Raw genomic sequence first — 25207 nt, forward strand, 5'->3', positions numbered from 1 at the left:
TTAGTACCTTTACACTATGACCGCGCCGCGCACCATTGCCCATTTCGACCTGGACTCATTCTTTGTCAGTGTCGAGCGCCTGCTGGATCCTTCACTCAACGGCATACCCCTGTTGGTAGGGGGCCACAGTGAGCGGGGCGTCGTGGCTGCCTGCAGCTATGAAGCGCGGAAGTTCGGGATCCATTCGGCCATGCCGATGAAGCGGGCCCTGCAGCTCTGCCCCCATGCGACGGTGGTGGGGAATGCACGGGGAGAATATTCGAAATATTCCCGGATGGTGACGGATATCATCGCGGCAAAGGCCCCCCTCTTCGAGAAAGCGAGCATCGACGAATTTTACCTGGACCTGACGGGCATGCACCGTTTCTTCGACCCCTATCAATGGACCATCCAGCTGCGGGAAGAGATCATGAGCGCCACGGGGCTGCCCATCTCCTTTGCGGTAGCAGCCAATAAGATGGTGTCCAAGATCGCCACCAACGAAGCCAAGCCCAACGGCTATCTCCACATCCCCGCCGGCGCCGAAAGAGAATATCTTGCGCCCCTGGCCGTCAATAAGATCCCCGGCGTGGGCGAACATACTTACCAGACGATGCTGCAAATGGGGATCCGGACGATCCGGGACCTGAGCGAGCGACCGGCAGCAGCGCTGGAACGTGCATTCGGTAAATACGGTCTGGAGCTGTACAACAAGTCGCGGGGCATCCATGAAGGGGAGGTAGTACCTTATTACGAGGCCAAGTCGATCTCCACGGAAAACACCTTCGAAGAGAACAAGACGGACATGGACTTCCTGATGGCGGAGCTGGTGCGGATGACGGAAAGGGTGGCGTATGAGCTGCGGCAGGACAATAAGACGGCGGGCTGTGTTGCCGTCAAGATCCGGTATCCCGACTTTGAGACCACGTCGCGGCAAATGGCCATCCCTTATACTTTTTATGACGACGAGCTGATAGCGAAGGCTAAAGAGCTGTTTCATAAGTTGTACCGGGCGGGACAGCCGATCAGGTTGCTGGGGGTACGGCTGAGCGAGCTGACAGGCGAGGCGGTGCAGACGAATCTTTTCCAGGATACGGAGAAGAAGAACCAGCTGTACAGGGCGATCGACGATGTGAAAAATAAATATGGAAAGTATTCCATCGTAAAGGCGGGCGGGCTCGAGGCGGACAGCACGCCGGAAGCGACGTTGGGAGGGATTGAGGGGAAGGCGAGGAAAGATGGTAACCGAGGAAAAAGTGACTAAACGTCACTTTGACGAAGGTTACGAACGAGGAACGAGGTTCCGAGGTTCCGGAAAGGCAGGCCCGAAAATGGTACGGCGCAATCCGCTCACCCCAACGAATAATGAAAGACCACAAAAAGATCCATCAACTCTTCAGGGTCGGTGTCGATCTGGTTGTAGGTCTGTGGAACAGACACATCCGTCGTGTGACGGAACTTCATGGTGATCTTTTGCAGGCAGTCCAGGTCTTCGATATTCGCGCCAGGGGTTGCCGACGACAGCGTACATCGCTGCATATTAGCAAAGGCGGGGTTTTCAGGCATCGTAACTTCCGCCGAGGTCAGAGCGCTGGCGTCTTTGGCAATGCCGGTGAACACCACTTTATAATCTCCCGTTCTATTGGCTTTCATAATGATCTCGATGGTACTCATCATGATCTCGCGATCCCTGGACAGGAAGGAGAAATTGTCCTTGCGCAGGGTCACCGCCAGCACCTGGTCTGCGCCGGCAACGGCAGGGAATAAGAATTTATGCCATTCAGTTGGGAAATCATGTTTCATGCTGAACATCCGTACCAGGGGCTGTTGGGTCAGGGCAGCAGCATTGGAGAGGAAGTCCTTCAGATAAGTGACCACGCTGTCCCTGAACAGACCCGCATCTTCCCGCGCCGTATAATTGATATGCAGGATGACATCCGAAATGGTGGCGTAATCGAATTGGCGGAGGGCCGGGTCTTCGGTCAGGCCAATGACCCAGTCGCTGACGGCGCCGGCGCCTTCAAAGGGCAGGTACCGCTCGTCCCGGAAATTCAGCTCAAACATACCCGTATCCCTTTGCCCCGTGCTGGCGGCGATGGACTTCACGGGCACATTGCTTTCTCTGAAACGCACGTCATCCGTGGGTACGCCTTCGTCATTGTTGTGTTCATAGGTCCCGCTGTCATTCATGCTGGTATTGACCCGCACCGAATTCCTTAGCAGGCGGAGTGTGCAGCTGACCGTGGTATACGGGCCGGCGATACAGGGAATGGAGAGCGATACGGATTTGATCCGGCGGAAATAATGTCCCTGGTAGTCCAGGTCGAAGAGCTCTTCCGGCAGGGTGACAAAACATTTGCCTGTCGCCCGCAATTGCTCCAGCGCCAGGGGGTTCAGCAAAGCCAGGGAAATGTTCTTGTTCAATTCAAGCTCCCTTTGATTGTTCCCGATATAGGAGACCTCCATCTGCCGGATGGCCTGCTGCAGCCGTTCGCCCGAACAGAGACCCTGCATGCTGTTGTCCCAGTACCCGTATTGGATGAAGGAAGTGATGTCGACGCCCAATTCGTACTGGTAGCATTTTTCGACTTTCTTCGCCATGTCATAAGCCATATTGAAGCTTTGTTTATAGACGGAGAACAATTGTTCTTTCATCCACTGGTACAATTCCTGCCCCGTGAATTTTGTATGCAGGAAGTCTTCCACCGCTTGCGCGTTCTCTATCTGGCGCTGGTGATTGGACAATTCTTTTTGTGCTATCTGGATCCTGATATCGGCGGAAGTGATCTGCCGGTCCAGCTGTTTAATCTCTTTTGCTGCCAGGTTGGCTTGCAAGACCCAGTCCTGCTCTCTGCGGACATAGCCTGCTATCCTTGCTGCCTGCGTCGATTCTGCAGCGATGAACTGACCGATGGTCCGGAGTCCCGATGCCACGGCCGCAGAAGCGTTGCCCAGGTTGATGCCGCCCCAGGCCACGCCTGCGCCCACGCCCAGGGGCTTGCCGTCCACCTCGCCCTGGACGATCATATTGAGGATGCCTGCCAATGTATCCGCGGCGCCCGCGGCTGTCATCCAGTTCCTGGCCTCGGTGGCCTTGTCGAATTCCTCTTTTTCCTTCGATATGATCTTCAGCCCGCTGTTGTCACTATCGACCAGCGATTCATCCACACCCGTCGCCAGGAGCTTCAGGTCCGTGTCAGGCGGCAATTGCGTGTCTCCATTTACGTCCGCATCGATGGTGGGGGGTGCGGGGAGGGTGACGCCCTCGTCGGAGAACAGCGCCTTGAAATGCGCCAGGCGGAAAGCAGCAGTATCCCTTGACCGGAGCAACCCTTCTCTGTCGGATCTCGCCTGGAGGATCTGCCGTTCCTTAATGCCTGTCATCAGCTGCAGCATCGACGTCTCCTGGGTCGCATGGAGCCTGGCCAGTTCTTCGCCGTCCTTTTTTTCCAGCGCCGTCAGCAGTGCATTGCCCAGGGACCGCACTTCGGAGCAGAACTCGTTGGCCCGTTGCAGCAGGTGATTGAAGCGGTAGATCGGTGGCGGACTGCTGAGGTCCGACAGGATGCTGCCCAGGCTGATGCCCTGTGCGGCCGCATTGATCAGCATGCCCGGATCGATGGGGGGAGCAAAGAGCGCCAGCTGTCGCTGTACGCCATCAATATCCATACAATGACGGATCTTGTACAGGCGGTCTGCCACGGTGTCCCAATGTTCCATCAGCTTGTCGTTGGAAGGTATGCAGAAATACAGGGAGGGACCGATACCCAGCAGGCTGGGGCTGGTGCTGCCACTGCCGGAAGGGACGGAGCTGCTGTAGGGGAAAATATTCTCCAGCTCCACCAGGGCATTGCCGAGGTCATCCCATTTGTTCTTGAGGGAATCATAGGTCTCCGCCTTGATATTGCCCCGCTTGGGCACGAACTCGGGACGGGGCCCCAGGATATGGCTGGCCATCACATAGAGCTGCAGCGCTTCATTCACGGACTCGCGGGTGAACTGCCGGAACAGCGAGTCCCCCCATTCGCGGAGCGTCTCCACGTATTTGATCACCACATTCTTCATAAAGGCGATGGGCCTGTTGCGCGCCACTACGAAAGGCTTGAAGGGATTCTGACGCCATTCGGCCACGATGGAGTTCTCCGCCGCAGGATTGGTATTGGGTCCCAGTCCGATGGTCTTAAACCAGTCTTCCAGGCTCTGGGAAGGGGTGGTTTTAAAGGGCAGCACTTTCCAGTACCGCGAGGTCTCAGACTGGCCGGGGGCCGGTAACTCATCAGTTGTAGGGTCAAAAATGTATTGGAACCATTTCAAAGCTTCTTCGTATTTGCCGTTGCGGCTCAGGCGGGTGGCGATGTACAACGGGGCGTGAAAGAATAATTCCCAGTTGTACATGTTGTTGGCGCCGAAAAGGTCGAAACAAATGTTCTCCTTGTAATAGGTATAAGGGGCGCCGGCTACATAATCATTGGAAAGGGGCGCTTGTTTTACCAGGCCCTGGGAGAAGTTGGGGTTATAGTTGCCCGTGAAGACCGTACCGTAGTCGTTGAAGAAAGGTTGCCCGAGAATATTGAGGAAGGTATCCGTATTCATCAGCCCGTCGATGCCGAAGTTGTTCAGGTTGGTGACATACTGGCTGGAGAAGGGATGGTAGAAAGTGTGAAACTCCAGTCCCTTGGTCAGTCGCAGGTACCAGTATTCATAGCTATTCACGTTGTAGGCAAAGGAAGGGGCCGTCTCCACACCCTGGTATAGCTGCATCTGCGTATGAACGCTGGGTGCGGGCAGCTGTTGGGCCGGCATGTTGGGCAGCATCTTCCCGTAGGTTTTGATGCCTGAGCCCTGCAGATCATGAGCGAAAGTATTCCTGTCCCGGAGTCCCTGTTCGACGGGCCGCCTGTCGTCGGGCCCGATGGGAGGAATATTTTGGGGCTGGTAGAGTTTATCCGCCAGCTTGCCTACCATGATGGGCCTGTATTGCTGCGGGTACTTCAGGTATTCCCAGATCGTTACATCGAAGGTCCGGACGAAATAGGTACGGTTGTAGGCGGAAAAGAAGAAGGGGTAGGTGAAGCGGCTTTCGAAGTCGAAGACCTCGGTAGAGAGGAGGAGCTTGTGAAAGGTGACATTCTGCAGGTAGATGTTGTCCTTAAATTTCAACACATCGTAGTTTTCATATGACATGAAGAAATTGGCATAGTTCCCCAGTTTCGGAGTGCCGGAGCCGTTGTAGGACCAGGCATACATCTGAGCCTGGATATCCGTGAGCCCGAAGTTACCGAACTGACGATTGCGGTCCTGCAGCCAGATGATCAGTGCGTCGCCTCCTACGATATCCATCAGGACGGAGATCTGGGACAGTTGTCCGGGGTAAGAAACAGGGGAGGTAATAAATTCCTTTGTCAGCTGCTTGGTCGACCATTTGCCGTCAACATACTCCGACCAGGCCAGCCGGCATTCATAATATTCAATGGGCTTGATATTGCCTGGAGAACTGTCCCCGATCTCTTTGAAGCTGGAATTATTGCCATCGGAATTCTTCGCGGTATTTTCCACCTGCCGGCGGAGGAACTCCGGCCAGAAGATAAAGAGGCGGTTCTTCCAGATAATGGGAGCCAGCTGCACGCCGCTGTTGTCCCCTTCTTCCGTCACTTTGATGTCCACCTGTACTTTTTCCCAGGCGCTCCATTTAAAGAACTGGTCACACGTGCGGTAAAAGAACTGGTAGGGAGCGCTGTGCGTGCGGCCGAAGACGTGCAGGTAGCGCATGGGACCAAAGAAATAATTCTCCTGGTGCAGGCCGCAGACGTCGAGGTTCGCCACTGTATTCAGCTTGTTGAGATAGTTGCGGAACGCGGTCTCCACATTGGGAAGGGTGATGTCATTTTGCGTCAGCTCCGACTCCAGCTCCTTGAAAAAGACACTGCGGTCGTCCCTCCATTCCGGCTCCAGCCAGTTCTCGGGGTAGAGGAATATCTTTTTATTGGCCTCCCATACACGGTAGTTCTGCATCCAGTCCCACCGTTGCCTGTCGAGGGCCCCCGGTGAGACGCCTTTTTCAAAAAATCCTATTTTTTTACTTTCAAGGTTCAGCAGGCAGCGGTTTACGAACATCTGTATCGCGGCATTTGCCTGAACGATGCGGGAGGTGTCCATGCAGGAACCCATTTGTACATCGATGAGGAAATATTCAAAGAGACCATCCGCATCGGTGGCGCCCCATGCCTTTAGCTCCGGCCGGGTGAGGAGATACCCGATGAGCGCCTGTTGTTGGTGACTGCGGATCTTGTCACTGAGGTTGCCTGCCAGCTGCAGCCAATCTTCTTCCTCATATTTTGCCTTGACCGTGCTTTTCACCAGGTCGGCTGTTGCATTGAGTTTATCAAAGAGCGTTTCCGGGGCTGCCCAGAGCGCCAGGGTCTGTGGTGACAGGCCTGTTTTCAGAACGAAGCTCACCGCCTTATACAGCCGGGTGAGGGCAATCTCGTTCTTGAAATCATTCACCGGGACGGCGAAATAGGTATTCACCAGGTAGGTGAGGGTGCTCAGGTCCCAGGCCGTCGCCAGGTAAAGCTGGTTGATCAGGTCCGGGATCACGGGAACAGGGTTGGCGATATTGGCTGCTGCAAAAACGTCTGTCAGCAATGCCTGGCCCTGGGGGACTGTCTTGCGGAGCGAGACATAGGCGGCGATGCGTTGCCAGTGCGCCGCTGTCAGCGCCTTGAAGTCGATGTTGCCAAAATCGGCCGGATGGCCTGCCAGGTAAATAACCTCCGTGTCCGTCAGGGTGAAGCCCGTAATGAAGATCGCAGCCCTGTGATATAACAGCATGCTTTTGGTTATATTTTGCATGGGTGTCACCGGGAAGGCGGCGGCGGAGGGGACGGGGGTGACAGCCGTCGTGGCCGTTTTCCATGACAGGGTGATGCCTGCAGTGCCGGTGGAATCAACGTATTCCAACACCAGCATGTGCAGCTGGGCGGCGTTCAACTGCGCAATGACCTCCCAGGAAGTGCGAGGGTCCAGAGCGAGTTTCTGCAGGATCAGGGCATCGTCCAGGTAGAGGGAAAACGATTCATCCGCCTCTTTGACGTCTACCACGAGGGTGTATTCGCCGGTGGATGGCGGCGACACGAAACCCTGCCAGCGAACGCTGAAATTATTGGCAGGCAGCAGCGGATCGGGTGCGATGCCCCAGTCGAAGGCTATTCTTTTATCGGTGCGCGTCAGGGCCGCGGGACCCGTAAAAGTAGTATTGAAAAAATAATCTGCGGAGAAACCTTCCTCATCAATGGCGTCCATGAGTGCCGGCAGGTCGCTGCGAAGGAGGGCGCCCGTGGCTTCGTGGCTGAGACCGATGAGGGAAGCTATATGTTCCGTCGTTACGTCCTCGTGCAATTTTTTCTTGAGAAGAGGGAGATAGTTGGAATAGACGAACAGCATTTTCTCCTCCGGCGTCTTTTTCAGCAGCTGTGCCGGGTGATCCAGGAGGGTTATCAGGTCGATGTCCGGCGTAATGGCATTGGCCGCGGCGAATACGCCGGAAAAATTTGTTTTGATAAATGACTCCGGCATGGCATAAAGGGCTTCGATGGCCGAGACGTAATTCGCATTCAGGGGAAGCAATGCTTTTAAGAGCGCCTTTTCCGTGTCCGACATGACGCCCGAGGCCACCAGTCTGCCGCTGGCCTTGATATAAGTGTATTTTGCCGACAGGGGATCGGGAATGGCCAGGACCAGGTTCGCGTCCGTGATCACGGCATACACGGGGCTGCCGGGCTGGGCGACGATGATGGCGATCATTTGGCTTACGACATCCGCGGTAAACGAAAGCGAGAGCAAAGCCCTCAGCATATCCGCCGTGAGGGGGGCGGGCGGCGTGGCGGGATAAGTTTGTTCGATGATGGAAAATGCGTTCCGTATATCCCGGGCCGTCTGGCGCGCTTTGTCGGGGGAGAGGCCCAGCGTGGATTCCGGGGGCAGTCCGCCCGTGAAGATATATTGCAGGTTGATCGCTTTGAAGCCGGCTGCTTTGATGGAGGCCGCCAGCTGCTGGAAAGCATAGGTCCGGGATGGTTCGATCTTGGTGAAAGAAGGGTTCACGGGTGGAATGGCAGGGGCAGGGATGGAAAGTTCGCTGAACGGATTGATATCGAACAGCTGCATGAGCAGGCAGCAGTCGGGCACTTTTTGTTTCAGCGCCTTGCTTAATAACGTATATCGATAGATGACGCTCAGGTTGTAGATATTGAGCTTGTCCGTCGCCAGGGCGATGGGGCGGATGAACCCATTGTCGTTGATCCTGGCAACTTCCAGGATGGCATCCAGGTCGTCCTCCGACATCCGGAATGCGGCCAGCATGGCCGGGATATGGTCTTTCAATACTTTGGCAGGATCCGTGAGATAGTTGCCGAAAGCGTCGGGGTGAAAGGCGGAATCGATCCTTTGGACGGCCCGGTTCAGGAACAGGGATTTATAAAGGGAGCTATCGCCGTAGGTGTCGATGCTACCCCAAAGCGTAGCCAGCTTGTTCAGGGGTAGTTTCAGTTCCCTGTTGAGCAAGACAACATAGGACAGGTGGGTGATGCCGGCGTCCGTGATATCTGACTGGCCTAATGCGTCGAGCATCAGGTCCACTTCATGGATCTGCCATCCCAGCCGGCGCCAGAGGCGGATAAAACGATGCATCTTCGACCAGGTGGTATTCGGGACGCCGGAGGCCGGATTGGCTGAATATACGTTGATGATGGTCTTCAGGTAGGTGGTATTCAGGTCGCAGGCCGAGTCGGATTGATAGAGCGTAAGCACCGCGTTGAAATCATCGAAATGCGCTTGTACCCAGACGGAGAAGTCGGCCGGGGGGATGCCTGCGGCAGCCAGGAGGGGGGCGATGTCGGGGTCTGCGGCCGGGTCTGCGCCTCCCTTGATATTCTGCAATTTGACGTAGATGGCCGATGCGTCGATGGTGGCGTTCTGCACCAGCTGTTCCAGGAAGGTGAGGATGCCTTGGAAGGGGTTGACGAATTTCGTCTTTATCAGCTCTACCAGGTCCGTGTATTTTATGCCTGTCCTGCGGAGGAACTCATGAATGCCATCTGGGACGCCAATGCCCGCCAGGCTTTCCATATTAGCAATGACCACGGGGTCCAGCTCGGGATTGGCGGCGGCCGAAGCGGGGAACCCATAGTATTGCTGCAGTTGCCGGGTAGGTTTTATGACAGCGGGGTTCATGTCGTCCAGGTCGGGTCCGCCATTGAAGTCTTTCAGGGTCAGGACCCGGTATTCTTCTTCCGAGAGCCGCAGGGCTTCCGCCTCGATGGCGCGTACGGCTGCCGGGGAGAAATCCAGCTGCAGCGCCCTCATGATGGCGAAGCGTTCCGTCTGCAGGTGATCGCTGTACGTGCGGATGACGTCCAGGGGCTGGTGATAGGGGAGGGAGAAGGGGTATACGGACTGTTTGAGCAGGCGATAAGCTTCCGGCTCGAAGTTCTGGGGGTTGGCCCGCAATTCCGCGGCGGTGGTGTCTCCTGTGTCGTAAGCGGCGCCTTTGTCCAGCACGCCATGATAGGTGTAGTATTCCAGGATCTCGTTGACCAGGTCGATATAAGGTATGATGGTATTGGTATTCTCGCAGGTCAGGGGCAGGTGGAGGAGATCGGGCCGGCGAAGGGTGAACATGTCCAGGGGGGATTTGCCGTCGATGTTGACGTGGCCCCGCCAGAGATAACGGAGCAGGTCAACCATGTAGGCGGCGGCGCTGTACATGCTGCGGCATTCCCCGCATTCGCACATGTCGGGCGACCCGAAGATCTCCGAATAGTTGGGGTTATGTCTTTTCGATACCTGGTCCTGGAGGACCTTGAGGGCGGAGCTGCGGTCTTCCGCTGAGAAAGCCAGGGCTGGTGCGGCCAGGTGAGACAGGTCATACATTTTCATGGCCCGTTCCGCTGCCAGGGTGCTGACATGCTGGGCCCGCTGGTAGACCGCCTCCGCCAGCTGGATGCTTCCCAACGCTTCACCGTGTAGCTGAAGGAAGCTGCTTTTTGGAATAGAGGCGATGGTGTAGGCGGAATCCAGGTTCTTGTCCAGCAGCACACCCATTGCCGCGGGCGTTGGGCTCACCTGGAAGACGCGTTGCAGGCGATTCAGCTCCTGCTTGACCACCGTGTATTTTTCTTTTGCCAGTTCCTGCAGTTCGTCCACATATTCATGAACGGGAGAGATGCCGATGTCAAAACCCGGGTTCTGATCCAGGAAGGCCTGTACAATAGGCGCCAGCAGGGGGTCTTTCAGGGACAGCTGGCCTTTGCTGACCATGTGCGCGACCGTACGGCTGGGATAGGCGGTGGCGACGATGGATTGCAGGTGGGAGGCATAGGCGGCGGCAGGGTCTGCCGGCGGCGTGTTGGAAGACCCCGGGTCCGGGTGGGTAATGAAGTCCGGTACGCCTGTTCTTTCCACGAGGGCTTTCCAGTCCTCCGGCGTTAGCGCTACCAGGGCGTCGACGGAACCGACCTGGCGGTCTGCCTGCAAAGCCTGCATCATCGGCTGGAAGCTACCTGTGATGGCGGTCACCTGCTGGGAGAAGAGTAAATTCTTTATGAGGGCGGGGTTATCCCTGAAGGCCGGGGTATTGGGGAGCGACTCGCTCCAGAATTTCGCATAGTCTATGACGGTAGCCTCTGCCGGATCTTTCCTGGCCTGGTTGTTAAAGTCGCGGTATGCGGCGAGGAAGTCCGTCTGCTGGGACGTCTCCGGCAGGGCCAGGGACAGCATTTCCTGCAGGCTGGCGTCCGTGTCCTTCTCTTTGTGTGTGAGAGAATAAGACAGGGCCGCCGCGTGGATCTCCTGCAGGAACGCGGACAGTTGTTGCCCGTCGGGCTCGTGGATGATGTTCCCGGAGACGGATCGTTTAATGGCGTCGGCCAACTCCGTGTCCGTCTTTGTGAAGAGCACCAGCCAGTTCAGCCGGATGCCTTGCCTTGCCAGGCCGTACAAAAGTTCCGGTGACAGACCATCGTTGGCAATGCCCTGGTGGGAGGCGGGGTCCCCGGCGGCAGTGAGCGCTGCAGCGTCTGCCACCAGCTGGATGTGGCCGGCGTCGGCGTCCAGTTCACTGGCTGCAAAGCGTACCTGGTCTGCGGACTTCGACAGTTCCAGCAGCTGTACCTGGCTTTCTTCCAGGAAGGGAAGGAGCAGGTCCGTGAGCCGGCCGTATTCAGTGCCTTCCTCTTCTGCGACAAGGTAGACGTCCAGCCGCTGCACTTCACCCTGGGCCGAGTAGTCTTCGGAATTCACGAGACGGGAGCGCCCCGTGATCACACCGTCGCCATTGACGGCGAAGACGATGACATCCGCCTTTTTTCTTTCCGCCGCCGCGAACTGGAAGCTGTAGAATTCTATATAATAGTAGCCATCGGCTGTGGATTGGGTTTCTCCCAGGAATTCGAAGCCGCCGTTGGCCGCCACGTCTTTCATGGTGCTGACCGTCCTGTAGATGCCGGCTCCCCTGAGGTCGACGTCCAGGGCCATCAGCAGCTGCCCTCTCAACGGCCGGTCCTGAAGGTCGTACACCGTCCCGCGCACAACGAAGAGGTCGGACCTGTCCATTTGACCATTCTCCGCCATATCCCTTTTGAGCGCCTGGTAAGTGGCGGCGTCTACCAGGTAGTTGTCGACAGCTTTGCGACCCTTTGCCGCCTGCCATGCGCGGACGCTCCGGAGCGTGCTTTCCCCGGCCGTGTTCGTCTTTTCTTCCTCTTCCGCCACCGGGAAGCCCAGTTTCGCCAGGATCTTGTGGAGGAGGTTGATGCGAAGGGAGGTTTCGTGGAGAGTGATGGGGCGAAAGGAGGAAGTCATTTTATAAGGTTTTTTAGATGTAATAAAATTCAGCAACGTTACATGGCCATGGTACCGAGGGCCTTCCAAAATTGTTCATTGGTCTTTTCCGAGAGGTCATGTGACTTTTTTACGCCTTCTACTGACAACGGAGGCGGCGTAACGTCCTTATTCTCGTCACTTCTGTTTTGTAATAAGGATGTGACGCCCAGGTCATACCAAAATCCTCCTCCCAGGGCGCTGTAGGGATGGTTAGTTGCCTGGCCTATGCCTGCAATACCCGTCTTCATTTCAAACCACTTTTGCGCACTGTAAGCATCATGGGGGAGGATGGCGAGGTAAGGCTCCAGGAAAAAATTGGGGACTGGGATTGCCTTTTCCCTTTCTGTGATGTAGGTGGTGCCCCATAAATAATATTGCGCATCCCGGAGGATCAGACTTTCCGAGGTCTTGTCAGAAGATTGACGCAATGTGGTGACGGATAAGCGGGCGTGTGCCCATCTCTCGTCCAGGGTATTTCCCGCGGCGCCCTTGAGGGCCCAATTAACGACTTTTACGACATCCCTGATATGCTGGTCATCCATCGGATTGTTGACGGACGTGTCCAGCTTGTCTGCAGGGATCGTTTCATTCTTCACCATATCCAGGATGGCTTTAACTTCCGGCAGATCGGAAACAACATCCTTGCGATGGGGTTGCAGGTACGACTGGAGCGTGGGGTCTACAAGGGGAGGTGGGGTGGCCTGTACGGGCACCTGCGCAGGAGGTGCATTTTGGACAGGAGGGGGCGTAGCGTTTGTCACCGGTGGTGGTGTTTTTTTCGGAGACGATTTATGCGTGTGGGGCGGCATTTTCGGCGGCGGCGGCACCATCGGCTGTGAGATCGACGCAGGGGCGGCGGTAGGTGTGGATTGCCGTCCGTCAGTATCGACCAACCTGACCGGGTTGTTCTTTGCATACCTGTATACATTGATCCCGTCGCCGATGGCAATGGGGTCAGCGCTCAGCCATCGTCCCAGCCAGGGCAGATAATACCGGGCGGCATGATAGGAAAGGCCCGATTCCTCATCCCGCTCCATGCCCGTATACCGGTAGCGTCTGGCTGCCGTCCTGATAGCCGCGCTGTAAGCCTGGTAGGCCGTCGTGCCGAAGGGATGATATTCTTCATAGCTCAGCACGTTCGCCTGTGGCGTATCGTCCAGCTCCAGGGCGGCCGAGCCGATGTGGTTGTGTAATTGATAACGGCCCAGCCTTGTTCCCGCAAGGTCCGCCGGGTCGGGCGCGGGTCTGGTATTGAGTTTCACCGTGTCGACCATGACGAAGCGGTTGCCCTGGTCCAGCAGACTGAGGGTGTCACGGACAAAGTCTGCGACGCCGGCATTGTAGGTACGGTAAGTTTCATACCCCTCTATGTAGATACGCTGTTCCTTCAATCCGGGCGCGCCGCCTGCGGGAGCGGCATTTTCCGTGATCTTCCGGAGTCGCCGGCCGCCGGCATCGTATTGGTAATAAGTAGTGACGGGTATATTGTCGTCCGTGCAGTGCTGGCGGGAGGTGAGCACCAGTTCCTCCTTGAAATTCCAGCCGAGGGATTCCAGGTGAGGCAGTTCCAGCAGGAACCCATGCCGGGGATGGTGTTTGTATTTCGTATAGTCCTGAGGGCCGGGATTGTCGCGGATATGGGTGGCCGCCAGCCGGTTGCTTGTCTTTTCGTAATCATATTTCCGGGTCCAGCCGCCTCCCGGGGCCACGTGTTTCATCTCCGTGATATTGCCGACAGGGTCGTATTGGTAGGTCTGCGTGTAATTCCGCATGGCCAGGGGGTCATGTGGATTCATTTGACGGAGGAAGGGTTTGTCGTTCCAGTTGTCACAGTCGCCGTAGGCCAGCGCTACGTCATTTTCCCGGCCCGTGGCTTCCCTCAGGCGATATAAGGCGTCATAAGTGTATGCAGAAACGCCGGTCACCATGACGTTGTCAAAGAACCTGACAGGTATGGCGCGGTCCTCGATGTGGGTAATATTGCCGATGGCGTCGAAAGTGTAGCGCCAATCCTGCAGCGTATCCGCATTCAGCCGTTTCGTTTCCATCCGGATGAGCCGGAAGGAAGACTTGTCGTAAGTGAATTTCGAAGAGACGTCATTGCCATAGATGATCTTTGTGCGCTGCCCTTTCTCGTTGTATTGAATATCCTGGATATAGGTCCTGACGGCGGCCGGTGCGATATGGGCTACCTTCTCTCCATTCAGCCGGCCTCCCTGGTCGTAGGAGGGAGTGATGACACTGCCGTCGGGCGCTGTCTGGCTGACGATGCGTCCCAGCGCATCCATGATATTGGTGAAAGTGAACGTTGGGGTTTCCAGGTCCGGCACCAGGCGGGCATCCGTCCAGTTGGCCGTCTCCTTATATTTTGAAAACAGCTGCCTGCTGATGGTTTTGGGGAAGCCATTAAAGTCGAATGCGGGCGTCTCTTTCAGGCCGCCTGTATCGAAGTGACGAATGGTTTTTCCCAGCAGATTGTCAGCCTGCAGTGCGGCTTCGTTTGTCCTTCCGGGTAATAGAAGGTCTTCGCCGTAGAATATCCGGTCGAAGATATTGTCCAGGGGTGCGGGGCCGTCGCCTCCCTTTATAATTCCATGGGTGGGGCGATGAAGGATGTCGTAGGCGAACTGAAATTCATGACCGCGTTCGTCCCAGGTGCGAAGCGGATTGCCCACGATATTGATGAGCAGCCATCTTTGCCCTGCGTCCATGCTTTGCCGTTGTACGAGGTTGCCCAGCATATCGTATTTGTAGGTCATGACCGTATTGCCTTTGTTGCCATTTTCCGGCAACTGGCGGGCATCGATGGCTTGCCGCAGATTGCTTTCCACGTCCAGGGTCACACTGGTGGGATAGAATTCATCGGCGGCGGTGACCAGGTCCCTGTTGTGATCGATGGAAAGGATGGGCCGGCCCAGGGTGTCCAGGTGTATGACGTTGGGGGTGCCTCCATGGAGGGCTGATTTGTCGGCGGCGGCCTGTTCTTTGACGGGATCTTTGCCTTCAGCGATGAGCTCCGCATCCATCAGCCGGCCGTGCCGGCGGAGATACCAGGAGCAGTCGGGGTCAAGGGTAGTGTCGTTGGCATCATAGGTGATATGCCGCCATGCGTCGAATGCGAGCCTCGTGATCGTGCCATCCGGCATTTCGGTCCTTACGAGGCGGTCCAGCGCATCATAGAACATGAAGGCTGTGACACCCATCTGAACCAATGCCTTGTTATCTTCATACCGGAAGGTGACAGAGAAATATGGTTCGTACTGTTTTACCGGGTTGCCTTTGTTGTTCAGGATGGTTCGGCCGTTGCCGATCCAGCGAAGCTGGGGAGAAGTGTCTGTTTCGGCAATGGACCAGGTGTTGTCCGGGTTGAGGTGGGCAGCCTTAGCCATGCCGGGACGCGCCTGCATTTTTTTCATGATCAGCTGGCCCATGCCGCCGGAATATTCGAAACTCAGCTGGACGGGGGAGTGGTGGTCCTGCGAAAAGTGCTGTTCGCGGGCGATGGAGGCTACGACAACGGGCCGGCCGGAATTTTTGTAAGCATCCAGGTCATAGACGAAGCGGACGGTGGCGTGCTGCAGGAGCTGTTGCGCCCGGGTGGTCAGCTGGACCGAATCAGCGATGCCTGCGGGCGTGTCGGGGACGTTGAAAAATCCGGATATTAAAGCCGTCTCGGCGGCGTCGGTGAAATCGTTCAGGCCCGTGAGGTCGTCAGCCTCAGCGCCTTTTCCAAACAGTGCGAGGGCTTTGACCATTCCCAGCTCATCGGTGAGGACCTCGGAGAGATTGTTGTTGATGTCCCGCATACGTTGAGGGGCAAGGGTGCGGAAGTTGAAGCGGTCTGTGGCGGCGCTGTTGCCTACATGGTCTTTGACCTCTTTGATAAAAAGAAAATAATTGCCCAGGTATTGTACACTCGTCCTTGCCTGGTAGGGATCGATGAAGGCGATGGGCGAGAAAAACCGGCTTTGAGCGTCAGCCGCCGTCTCGGCTCCTTCAATAAACTGCATCCTGCCCGAGCGCACCCACCAGTTGCCGTCTCCCTCGCTGTTGGTATATTTCCCTTCGATCATCAAGGCATCCGTGATCTTCGACCCAGCCACGTTGATGGGACCGAAGATGTCGGTCAGCAGCTCCGGGGTATAGGCCAGCTGGTAGCTTTCGAAAGGCAGCGCCAGGGATTCCAGGTGATGCAGCAACAGCGGCCCGCCGAGATCGTTGCGATAATAGGTGATGCGGGTATGTTCAATCAGGCGGGCTAAAGGGCGGTAGGACGCAGGCGGCACTGCCGCATTAGGCTCCCGGTCCAGCTCATGGTAGGCAGCTATATCGCATTTGGTCAAAATATCTGTAAGATCGGCCACCGTATAGATGTTTCCCGGAGGGAGGTTTTGCAGAACCCCCTTTATCTGGAAGGTCCTGGTCTCGGAGGCCAGGCGGAGGCGATAGGTATCCGTCGTGATCAGGTCGTTGGTGTACTGTTGATCGGTGAAAAGGGTGATCACCGCTGCCTGTGCTGCAGCAGTGGCAGGAGGAAGCCCCGGGAAGGGAGTCAGGCGGGGATAAACGATGGCCGCAGACTGAAGCACATTGCCATATGCGTCGGTTGCAATGGTGAGCTCATGGCTGATGCGGGGATCGTCCGTATTCCGCTCATAGGTATACCTGATCGATTCGCTGTCTTTTCGGGCGAAGACAGCGTACTTGTTCTTTCCTTTGGGCTGCAATAATTCGATATTGCAATTGCGTGTATCGACCGAGTAGGGGGTGAGCTGTCTTTGCAGCTGGGCCATGCTGGCGCCGCCAGGGGGGGCGTCCAGGCCGAAGATCTCATTGCGCAGAGGAGTGGATTTACAGGCGCGCAATGCCTGGCGCCATTCTTCCACGGAGATAGCGGCAATATCGAGACCGGTGAGGCCGGCGCCGGCGGTGATCCGGGCGTCGGGTAAGGTATGTTCATGATTGACTACGACAAAGCCCTGGCGGATCATTTCCTCATACCAGTATTCTTTCGCGAACTGGCCCAGGATATTTTCACGCTGGAGGAAGGCGCCCGTATGGAACCATGTTTTGGAGAGCACAGGCGCCTGTTGCAGATCGTCGTCCCCGGAGCGTTCCGCGTCCGTCTGTTCCACCATCCCGAAGCCCCGGAATTCTTTTTCGGTATGGTCATAATATCCGTGATGATATTGATAGGATCTTACGAATGTCCAGCCCGAGATCCTGTCCACCGTGTCGATCCTGGAAATGCATTGAACGGGGAAATGGAGTTTGGTGATCCAGGGGCGTCCGGCAAGCTTGTCTGCAATATAGAATTTGGTGGAAGGCGTATAAGTAAAGGATACTTCTTTTCCCAGGTTGTTCTTATAAGCGGTCATCAGATGCGGCTTCCTGCCGTTCATAAGGTCGACATAACGGATGGAATGCCCGTTGCCGGCCGGCAGGGCGTCTGACCACACGATGCAGGGGACGCCATTACCCAGCAGGTCTGTGACGGAGATCTTCGCTTCGCGATGGATGGGGGGGAAGGCATCTATTTCAAAAGGAAGCGGGTTGAAATCATTGCCGCTGCGGTTCAGCCAGCAGGTGAAAACGTTCTTTCCCAAATAGATGATGTCCGTTGTGCCGGAGCCGTCCAGGTCGGCAAGTCTCAGGAAGGCGGGATTGAAGCTGTCAGGATGATCGAAAAGGGGGGCATTGTCCATGGCTATTTTAGCGCCGAATTTTCCAAAACCCAGGTTGGGCCAATAGCATATTTCCCCGTTGCGGATCCGGACGATGTCGGTCAGGCCGTCGCCGGACATATCGGCCAGGAAAATGGTCTGCAGCGGCTCGGCGAAGACCAGGCAGGGGCCTTTTTCTTCGTCGAAATAACGGGGGGCGGTATCAGCCGGGGCAAAGCCTTTTCTCCCGAGCGACCTGTACCAGGTGAATGCAGCATCTTCCGTCAGCAGCAGGTCCGGCCGGCCGTCGCCGTCCAGGTCCAGCAGGCGTGCATGGGTGTTTGAGATGTCGATGGTAGGGCATTCCTGGAAATTTTGAAGGCCCTGCCATTCGTTATTGTCATCCAGTTCGAAATATCCTTTTGGCGCCGTGGCCCAGTTCACCAACTGCCGGCCGCCGTCGCCGTCCAGGTCCGTGAGCGTCAGGTGGCTGCCCAACCCTGAGAAAGAGGGTTTGGGGCTCACGAGGGTAGCTTCGGTGAAATGTCCGTCCCCCAGATTATATTTATAGTACCAGCCACCGGCCTGCTCGGTGAGGACACCTGACAAGCCTTCATTGAACAGATCGGTGAACAAGTAATCCGGCTCGTCCAGGCCGGCGGGGGCATGGACCTGGTCATCCGTGGAAATGGCTGCGACATTTTTATTCCAGTCGATCTGCTGGTAGGTAAATTCGGTGGAAGGCATGCTCCGCGTGGTGTAGGCGCCGTTTGCCATTTTGATATAGCCAGTGCTGGTCACCGACCGTAGGAAGCTGAGATCTCCCAGAGGGCTGTCATAGGTGAGATCCACGGACTTGACGAGGGCCGATCCGCCGGGCAATTCATCGAAGAAGTGAAAGAAGAGGACCTTTTGACATCTGCGGGTGGTCCGGATCTCGAAAGTGGACTTGTATTCGGAAAATGCGTCTGGCCGAAAGTCCCAGTCCTTCATGGGGAGGTAAGGGGGGTTGGGATCGTATTCGCCATAGTCGAGGATGGTTTGAAACAGGTAATCGGCGGCGGGGGGAAAAGGGGCGCCGAACTTTTTATAGGGGGTCCGGTTGCCATAGAGAACTTTAGCCAGGTAGCGGTTGGTATATGTGATATGGCCGTTGGCAAAACGGTGCCTGTTATGACTCAGGGAATGGTCGAATCCACTGGCGTCTTCGGGTTTGTAAATATAATGGCAGCAATTTCCTTTGTCATCGAACTGGAATTCCGGTAGCCATTCGAAGATCCTTGTTCCTGTGCTGTCCGCCGGATCTGAAAGGACGGCCTGGGAGGTCCAGCCGAAAAGAGTGGTGACGTTGTCTTTCGTCATCATCCGCCAGCGGATGATACCTGTGGCATGCTCTGTCCACCGTTCGATGCGGGCATATAACATGTCGATCCGGGGCCGGTGATAGCGGATGGTATGCGCACCGTCGGAAGAGGGCGCTTCGCGGGTGATATAGTCGCCTTTCGGGTCCAGTTTGAAGGATTGGGTGCCGTCGGGGTGGGTGATCTTTTCATATTCCGGGACAAGGTCTTCCGCCTGTGACAGGAGGAAGCTGTCTGAGTCGATGGCATCGATGTAATGAGGGAGACCGTCGTCGGTGCGCCTTTTGATGGTGGGAAGGTCCAGGTCCCACCCCATTCCAAAGACACCGTTGCCTGCGCCTGAATTGTAAGAAAGCGCCATTTGGGGCGAGATGCCCCTGGCCTGGGAAAAGGGAAGGGGTATGGATAGTGAGGCGGTGCCGTTGACCGCGTTGACATTGAACTTTTCGTCGATGCCTTTGATGGCGCCGCCACCCTTTGGCAGGGAAATGGAGGGTATCTCGATGGCATTGGACCGGGATTTACCGCGGTCAGTGCGCAGAAACCCGCTATCGCTGGCGGATAATGGGCCCGGTTTGCCGGGGTTGGGCGATGAAACGCCGGATGCCTCAACGGGAGAGGTGGAAGCCCTTTTATCTGCTTGCATAGTAAAGGTTAAGCGTGACTATAGATAGGGCAAAGAGATAGAGATCAAAGGGTGGAGAAGGCAAACAAGGTATTACTTAAAAAGATCATTTAAATACCTCAAAGTGGGTAATTTTAAAGTTATCTTTGGTTTCGCGGTGGCTTTCAATAAGATAGGAAGGTCAAAACGGGCGTTTTAAATAATTTAACCCTTTAAGTCTACTGTATTGATAGGGAATTAATATCTTCGTGATCCGGTAGGAGCGGCCAATGAATCGTCGCAGAGTCCAGCCGGTTTTTGTTTAACTTCAAAATATCGTTTTATGAGTTTACGTTTAGGGGACAAAGCCCCCAACTTCAAAGCCAAGACATCTGTTGGCGAGATCGATTTCTACGAATATCTGGGTGATTCCTGGGGAATCCTCTTTTCTCACCCTGCTGACTATACGCCTGTCTGTACCACTGAGCTGGGAAGAACGGCAGCTCTGAAGGACGAATTCGCCAAGCGCAATGTAAAAGTGCTGGCATTAAGCGTAGACAGCGTGGCCAACCACCAGGGATGGATCCCCGACATCAACGAGACCCAGAAGGTAACGGTGGATTTCCCCATCATCGCCGATGAAGACCGTAAGGTCAGCACCTTGTATGAGTTCATTCACCCGAATGCTTCTGCAACCGCTACCGTACGCAGCCTGGTCGTTATCGGACCGGACAAGCTGGTGAAGCTGATCATCACTTACCCTGCTTCCACGGGCCGCAACTTCAACGAAGTACTGCGTGTTATCGACAGCCTGCAGCTGACGGCGAACCACAGCGTGGCAACCCCTGCTGACTGGAAAGAAGGTGAAGACGTGATCGTTGTTCCCTCCATCAGCACCGAAGATGCACAGAAAAAGTTCCCCAAGGGTGTTAAGGTGATCAAGCCTTACCTGAGGTACACGCCGCAGCCGAATAAATAAGGCACGGGTTTAAATAGTTGTGAATGGTTTTTTATAGGGCAGGCCAGCTTACGCTGGCCTGCTTTTTTTGTGGGGTTAGTAGTTGATGGGGCCTTTGGGGGCGGAGCAGGCGTAATCAATTTCGATCTGGGTCCCCGTATTTTCCAGGGCGAAATTCGAAATGAAAAAGGGCAACAGGTTCGGGATGGTCAATGGCAATCCGAAATCGTTGTAGACAGGCGTAAAGCTGTGGTCTGCCGGCAGGACATTGTTCCGGCTGTAATCATTGTACACGAATTGCCAGATCTTGTTGGTTCGATAGGGATTGATCTTGTTGTCGTAGGTGAGGTCGGTTCGTGACAGGGGCTTATTACCATTGGCATCGTATACGATCGTGGACGACAGCACGGGCGGCGTCTGAGGATCCGGGGACACGGACCAGATCTTCGTGATCCTGCCGAAAGCGTCCATCGTGTAGCCGAAAATAAGGTATCCAAACGCACTTTCCTTCGCGATGGGGGGCGGTCCGTCGACCGTTCCCGTGTAGTTGATCACGGTATCCGTCACAAAATTGTTGCTGGGATAACTGTATTTATGCCAGACCAGGACGCCTGTGGCTTGTGTGAAAGTTAAAATATAGTCGGACAGCCTGCCGCGAATATCATACCGAAAATACTGATCGACATTCGTGGCATTGGGAACAGAATTGGTGGCCAGCAGGGAGACCGGATCGCCATGTGCATTATAGATGACGTTGAATGTATCGCGTTCATGTCCCGCGCCCAGCGCCCTTAATTGCGTGATGGGGCAAAGGGATTCATGGCCATCGGCATGATCGTGTATGTAGTCGAATACTTTCCGGCAGGAGGATTGCGTGTACAGCATGATGAACACGATCAACGTGGAAAAAGTGATCTTTTTCATAACAAAGTTTTTAGATTGGAGAATTGGTGGAGGGTGCGTGGGCAGGGAAGAAGGATGGTCTTAGATAGATGTAAGGTACGTTATGGGAAGGGAGTTTCAATGGGGTGGAGAAAATACCGTGTTTTCACTATATCCGCCAACCCGCTCCGCTTCCAACAAGGCGGTGCAGTCAAGAATATGATAACTGGCTAACAATTCCACCGTTGCCTACCGGAACCGCAACACATAGTCTTATTCTTCCGTGAGCTCAGGCGAATAGTTTTCTTGCGAAGAAGATTGTGGCTGCCAATAAAAAAAAGATCCACCAGTATTTATCCAGGAAATGGAAGCCGTTTGTTAGCGCGAGGTCTAAAGAGTGTCGGGGTTTGGTGACTGGTAAAGACAGTGGTTTCCTGCCCGGGGAATAAAAGCAATCGCAAAACCTGGTATAATCGGAGCTTTGTATTATATCGACCTTCATCCTATTGAAATAGGCGGCTCTTTCCTTGAGATAAGTGGCATAAGACGGGCCTTCGAGCAGGAGCAGGAGCAGGAGACCTGATGCCATCACACCGATGATGAGGGCAACTACGAACAGTGTGATGCGTTTAGGATCGGGTTCGGTCACCGGGTCGGGAAATAACAGGAGGAACGTTGCGATGAGCAGCAGGCACAGCGGTGTCATCCAGGACAAGTTGATAAGTCTGCGTCTGAAATAAATGGTGAACCGTTGCGCCTCGCTTGCCAACGGAGTATCGGGATCCTTCTGTAACTCCCTCTTGTAATGATAGAAAGCCGCTTCGGAGATCTTTTCAGGTGCTGTAAAATGGGTCCTTCTGTATCTGATGACTGCCATACAGCCAATCTAACACATCGGATGGCTTCTGCTCCCGCGATTTATCGGGCGGCGGAAACTATTGAGCAGATGGTCATCAATACAACGACGCTGATCTGCTTGTCGGAGGGGCTTTTCGTGCTTTTGGCCGGGAATCTGATGAATGCGGAGAACAACGGAACTTCTACCCTGGACATTCAACTGCACGACACGTATTTCGTGATCGCGCACATCCATCTAATATTCTTCTTCACCTTCCTCTTCCTTGCCTTTGCCGCGGTCTATTTTGTCTTTCCCAGGATAACCGGAAGGGCGATGAATGCGCCGATGGGATATATTCACTTCGCCACGCTGGTAATGATCTTGTTCGTTTGCGGGCAGGTGGTTTTTGTGGCCAATTTGGGTTGGTCGTTGGTGAAAGGCCAGAAATAATATGAGCGCCCGGTGCCGTTGACCAGGAGAGCCGCCGTGAAACTTTGTCCATGCGGGCAATGTTTGCTATATTCATTATACAATCGAAGACTGTATATGAGAAAACAACTGTATCTGTTCCTGGCCACGCTTTGCGTAGCCTCCTCGCTTTTAGCACAAAAGACCATTATTTATTGCGGCAGGCTCATCGATCCCGCCGCCCTCCAGGTGAAGACGGAGATGTCCATTATCATCACGGGCAATACCATCTCCGATCTGCAAAAGGGCTATGTGACGGCCGCGGCGGGCGACAAGATCATCGACCTGAAAAGCAGGACGGTCATGCCTGGCCTGATCGATGCGCACGTCCACCTGGAGCATGAGACGAGCCCGAATGCGCAGCTGAAGGAATTTACTTTGAACGATGCCGACGTGGCGTTTCAATCCACGGTGTATGCGAAGACCACTTTGATGGCCGGCTTTACCACCGTCCGGGACGTGGGCGGCAGCGGCGTCAATGTTGCGCTGCGCAATGCGATCCGCAAGGGCACCGTGGTGGGCCCCCGCGTGTATACCGCAGACAAGATCATTTCCTCCACGGGCGGGCATGGCGATCCCACCCACGGATGGCGCAAGGGATTGATGGCCGACGAGGAGACCACCATCACGGTGGCCGATGGAAAGGATGCCTGTATCAAGGCCGTGCGGCAATTATATAAAGAAGGGGCGGACCTGGTGAAGATCACGGCCAGCGGCGGCGTGCTGAGCCTGGAGAAAGATGGGACGGGCCCCCAATTCTCCGAAGATGAGATCAGGGCCATCGTGGAGACGGCAAAGGACTATGGGATGCGGGTGGCGGCCCACGCGCATGGCGCGGAGGCAATGAAAAGGGCCATCCGTGCGGGCGTGACTTCCATCGAGCATGGGACCATCATGGATGACGAGGCGATCAGCCTGTTCAAGCAGCACGGGACCTGGTATGTGCCGACCATCATTGCGGGCAAGTCCGTGTCGGATTCGGCCAGGAAGCACCCCGAGTATTATCCACCCGTCATTGCAGGCAAGGCAATGGCCATCGGGCCCATGATCCAGAATACGTTTGGCAAGGCGTATAAGGCGGGCGTGAAGATCGCTTTCGGTACGGATGCCGGAGTGTATGCGCATGGTAAGAACTGGATGGAATTCATCTATATGACGGAGGCGGGCATGCCTGTCCTGGAGGCGATCAAATGTGCGACGGTGAATGCGGCCGAGCTGATCGGGGTGGGCGATAAAGTGGGAACGATCGAGAAAGGCAAGCTGGCGGACATCGTGGCGGTGGAAGGTGATCCTACGCAGGATGTGCATGCCATGGGGAGCGTGAAGTTTGTCATGAAGGATGGGGTGGTGTATAAGAATGAATAATGTAATCCATGAGTCGCCATAGATCATCGACCGCTGCATTTGCCGGTAGTCCCGCGCCCATATGTTGTGAAGGTCCTCCGGCGGAACAAAATCCAGCGTCTGGGTGCCATGACCGGTGTAATCCAGTCCGCGGATGGCCGTGTATTTCGCCCGATGACTAACGATGAGCATGTACAGTTCTTTATCTTGTAGCGCTTCTACGCCAAAAGCAGTATCCATCAGCTTTCCACGTCGTACAGATGCCGGGACATCCGCTCGTGTTTTCGTTTTTCCGGCGCTTTGGAAAATTCCTCGTGGAGGAGGAACACTTTTTCCAGAAAGGTCCCCTTGGGACGCACGGTCAGTATCGAAAAAGGAGGATCTCCGAATGGCGTCCCCGGGAACGTTTGTCCGATGATGCTTTGTACCTTTCTCATCTCGGCCGGTTCCAGCAGGGACCGGGCGCCGATCTCTATAATGACCTTATCTTTCAGGTAGCCATCCGATGTGAGCACCGACGGATAATACAGCTCCAGGACCTGCGGGTCCCGTCGGCTTCGCCGCCTGGCTGTATATCCAACCGGTACCATTCCTGGCTGACGCCCAAGGCTTGCAGGGTGTCGTCCAGCGCATCGCGAAACGTGGTGGCCATGAATGCCGCTGTCTTTTCACGCAGCTTTTTGATTTGGGTATTGCTCAGCGAGGTTCCGCCTTTGAAAACAAGTTGGTCTTTGTAGGTTGTCTGAAAGCAGGCCTGTAGGGTAAGGGTCACCCACCAATCCTTTTCGATCGCGTTGGGTGGCAGACCGGTTCTGGTGGCTGCTTCCTCCAATATCTGCCGTTTCGTGTCCGGCTGCAGGTTCAACCATTCAATCATGGAACTTGATTTTTTTCACGATGGCATATAGTATCTGTTTGATCCAAACGGGGGCTAACTTGATATCCTTCTGGAGCTGGTCCGGAGCCACTGTGCGCAGCACCCTGGTCAATTGTTGGATGATATCTTCCGACACGCCTTCTTTGCCCAGTTCCTGTATCGCCTGGATGGTCAGGAACACAAGGTCATTTTCCACCATCATCACCTTTTGGGTTGTCGGTTTGAAGACGATGGCAGCCTTCCCCACCTTTAGGATACGATGTTGTCCGTTGGTCATAAATACGATCCGGGTGGGCACTTGCGTCGATAATCCCAGTTTATTCAGGGCATAGGCGCAGCTGCGATAAGGGAAA

At 55.3% G+C, this 25207-nt stretch carries 11 protein-coding genes; 4 read left to right on the top strand and 7 right to left on the bottom strand.

The genetic code is table 11. The features are described 5' to 3' along the window. Positions 1-16 precede the first annotated feature (16 nt). Positions 17-1243 carry a DNA polymerase IV gene (gene dinB / locus Q4E93_RS21365; RefSeq protein ID WP_303588712.1) on the top strand — a complete coding sequence of 409 codons (1227 nt, stop codon included), beginning with the start codon at positions 17-19 and terminating at the stop codon, positions 1241-1243. An 86-nt stretch (positions 1244-1329) separates the two neighbouring features. Here the strand turns inward: dinB and Q4E93_RS21370 are convergent, their stop codons facing one another. Further along, the gene (locus Q4E93_RS21370) at positions 1330-11838 is read right to left on the bottom strand and encodes a Tc toxin subunit A-related protein (protein ID WP_303588714.1); all 10509 of its coding nucleotides are present in this window, start codon (positions 11836-11838) and stop codon (positions 1330-1332) included. Positions 11839-11876: 38 nt separating this feature from the next. After that, positions 11877-19529, bottom strand: coding sequence for a SpvB/TcaC N-terminal domain-containing protein (locus tag Q4E93_RS21375; protein WP_303588716.1), 7653 nt, complete (start codon positions 19527-19529; stop codon positions 11877-11879). 301 nt (positions 19530-19830) lie between these two features. Between Q4E93_RS21375 and Q4E93_RS21380 the strand changes: the two genes are divergently transcribed. Beyond that, positions 19831-20466 carry a peroxiredoxin gene (locus Q4E93_RS21380; protein WP_303588718.1) on the top strand — a complete coding sequence of 212 codons (636 nt, stop codon included), beginning with the start codon at positions 19831-19833 and terminating at the stop codon, positions 20464-20466. 75 nt (positions 20467-20541) lie between these two features. Here Q4E93_RS21380 and Q4E93_RS21385 read toward each other — a convergent pair whose 3' ends face one another. Both Q4E93_RS21385 and Q4E93_RS21390 read right to left on the bottom strand, forming a co-directional pair. Continuing rightward, positions 20542-21369: a hypothetical protein gene (locus Q4E93_RS21385; protein ID WP_303588720.1), complete on the bottom strand. Its 828-nt coding sequence runs from the start codon at positions 21367-21369 to the stop codon at positions 20542-20544. A 247-nt stretch (positions 21370-21616) separates the two neighbouring features. Continuing rightward, entirely contained in the window at positions 21617-22204 is a 588-nt protein-coding gene (locus tag Q4E93_RS21390) for a hypothetical protein (RefSeq protein WP_303588721.1), read from the bottom strand. Positions 22205-22273: 69 nt separating this feature from the next. On the opposite strand from Q4E93_RS21390, the gene Q4E93_RS21395 reads away from it, so the two are divergent. Further along, on the top strand, positions 22274-22615 hold the full coding sequence (locus Q4E93_RS21395; protein WP_303588723.1) for a cbb3-type cytochrome c oxidase subunit I: 342 nt from the start codon (positions 22274-22276) through the stop codon (positions 22613-22615). Positions 22616-22711: 96 nt separating this feature from the next. Beyond that, positions 22712-23998, top strand: a complete 1287-nt coding sequence (locus tag Q4E93_RS21400) for a metal-dependent hydrolase family protein (RefSeq protein WP_303588725.1) — start codon at positions 22712-22714, stop codon at positions 23996-23998. Positions 23999-24216: 218 nt separating this feature from the next. Here the strand turns inward: Q4E93_RS21400 and Q4E93_RS21405 are convergent, their stop codons facing one another. The 3 genes from Q4E93_RS21405 to Q4E93_RS21415 are packed head-to-tail and all read right to left on the bottom strand — an operon-like array spanning position 24217 to position 25179. Next, the gene (locus tag Q4E93_RS21405; RefSeq protein WP_303588727.1) at positions 24217-24492 is read right to left on the bottom strand and encodes a nucleotidyl transferase AbiEii/AbiGii toxin family protein; all 276 of its coding nucleotides are present in this window, start codon (positions 24490-24492) and stop codon (positions 24217-24219) included. Beyond that, on the bottom strand, positions 24468-24854 hold the full coding sequence (locus Q4E93_RS21410) for a hypothetical protein (protein WP_303588729.1): 387 nt from the start codon (positions 24852-24854) through the stop codon (positions 24468-24470). The genes Q4E93_RS21405 and Q4E93_RS21410 overlap by 25 nt, the downstream gene beginning before the upstream one ends. Beyond that, a complete protein-coding gene (locus Q4E93_RS21415; RefSeq protein WP_303588861.1) occupies positions 24847-25179 on the bottom strand; it encodes a DUF6088 family protein in 333 nt (110 codons plus the stop codon). Before Q4E93_RS21415 ends, Q4E93_RS21410 begins: the two co-directional genes overlap by 8 nt. Positions 25180-25207: the final 28 nt, after the last annotated feature.

It is taken from the genome of Flavitalea plasmicola (assembly GCF_030546645.1).
Taxonomy (GTDB): domain Bacteria; phylum Bacteroidota; class Bacteroidia; order Chitinophagales; family Chitinophagaceae; genus Puia.

What these genes read in the sequence shown, in the direction of transcription:
- Q4E93_RS21395 (WP_303588723.1), top strand. Translation starts at nt 22,274, where the DNA reads ATGGTCATCAATACAACGACGCTGATCTGCTTGTCGGAGGGGCTTTTC.
- dinB (WP_303588712.1), top strand. Translation starts at nt 17, where the DNA reads ATGACCGCGCCGCGCACCATTGCCCATTTCGACCTGGACTCATTCTTT.
- Q4E93_RS21400 (WP_303588725.1), top strand. Translation starts at nt 22,712, where the DNA reads ATGAGAAAACAACTGTATCTGTTCCTGGCCACGCTTTGCGTAGCCTCC.
- Q4E93_RS21385 (WP_303588720.1), bottom strand. Translation starts at nt 21,369, where the DNA reads ATGAAAAAGATCACTTTTTCCACGTTGATCGTGTTCATCATGCTGTAC.
- Q4E93_RS21410 (WP_303588729.1), bottom strand. Translation starts at nt 24,854, where the DNA reads ATGATTGAATGGTTGAACCTGCAGCCGGACACGAAACGGCAGATATTG.
- Q4E93_RS21370 (WP_303588714.1), bottom strand. Translation starts at nt 11,838, where the DNA reads ATGACTTCCTCCTTTCGCCCCATCACTCTCCACGAAACCTCCCTTCGC.
- Q4E93_RS21375 (WP_303588716.1), bottom strand. Translation starts at nt 19,529, where the DNA reads ATGCAAGCAGATAAAAGGGCTTCCACCTCTCCCGTTGAGGCATCCGGC.
- Q4E93_RS21380 (WP_303588718.1), top strand. Translation starts at nt 19,831, where the DNA reads ATGAGTTTACGTTTAGGGGACAAAGCCCCCAACTTCAAAGCCAAGACA.
- Q4E93_RS21390 (WP_303588721.1), bottom strand. Translation starts at nt 22,204, where the DNA reads ATGGCAGTCATCAGATACAGAAGGACCCATTTTACAGCACCTGAAAAG.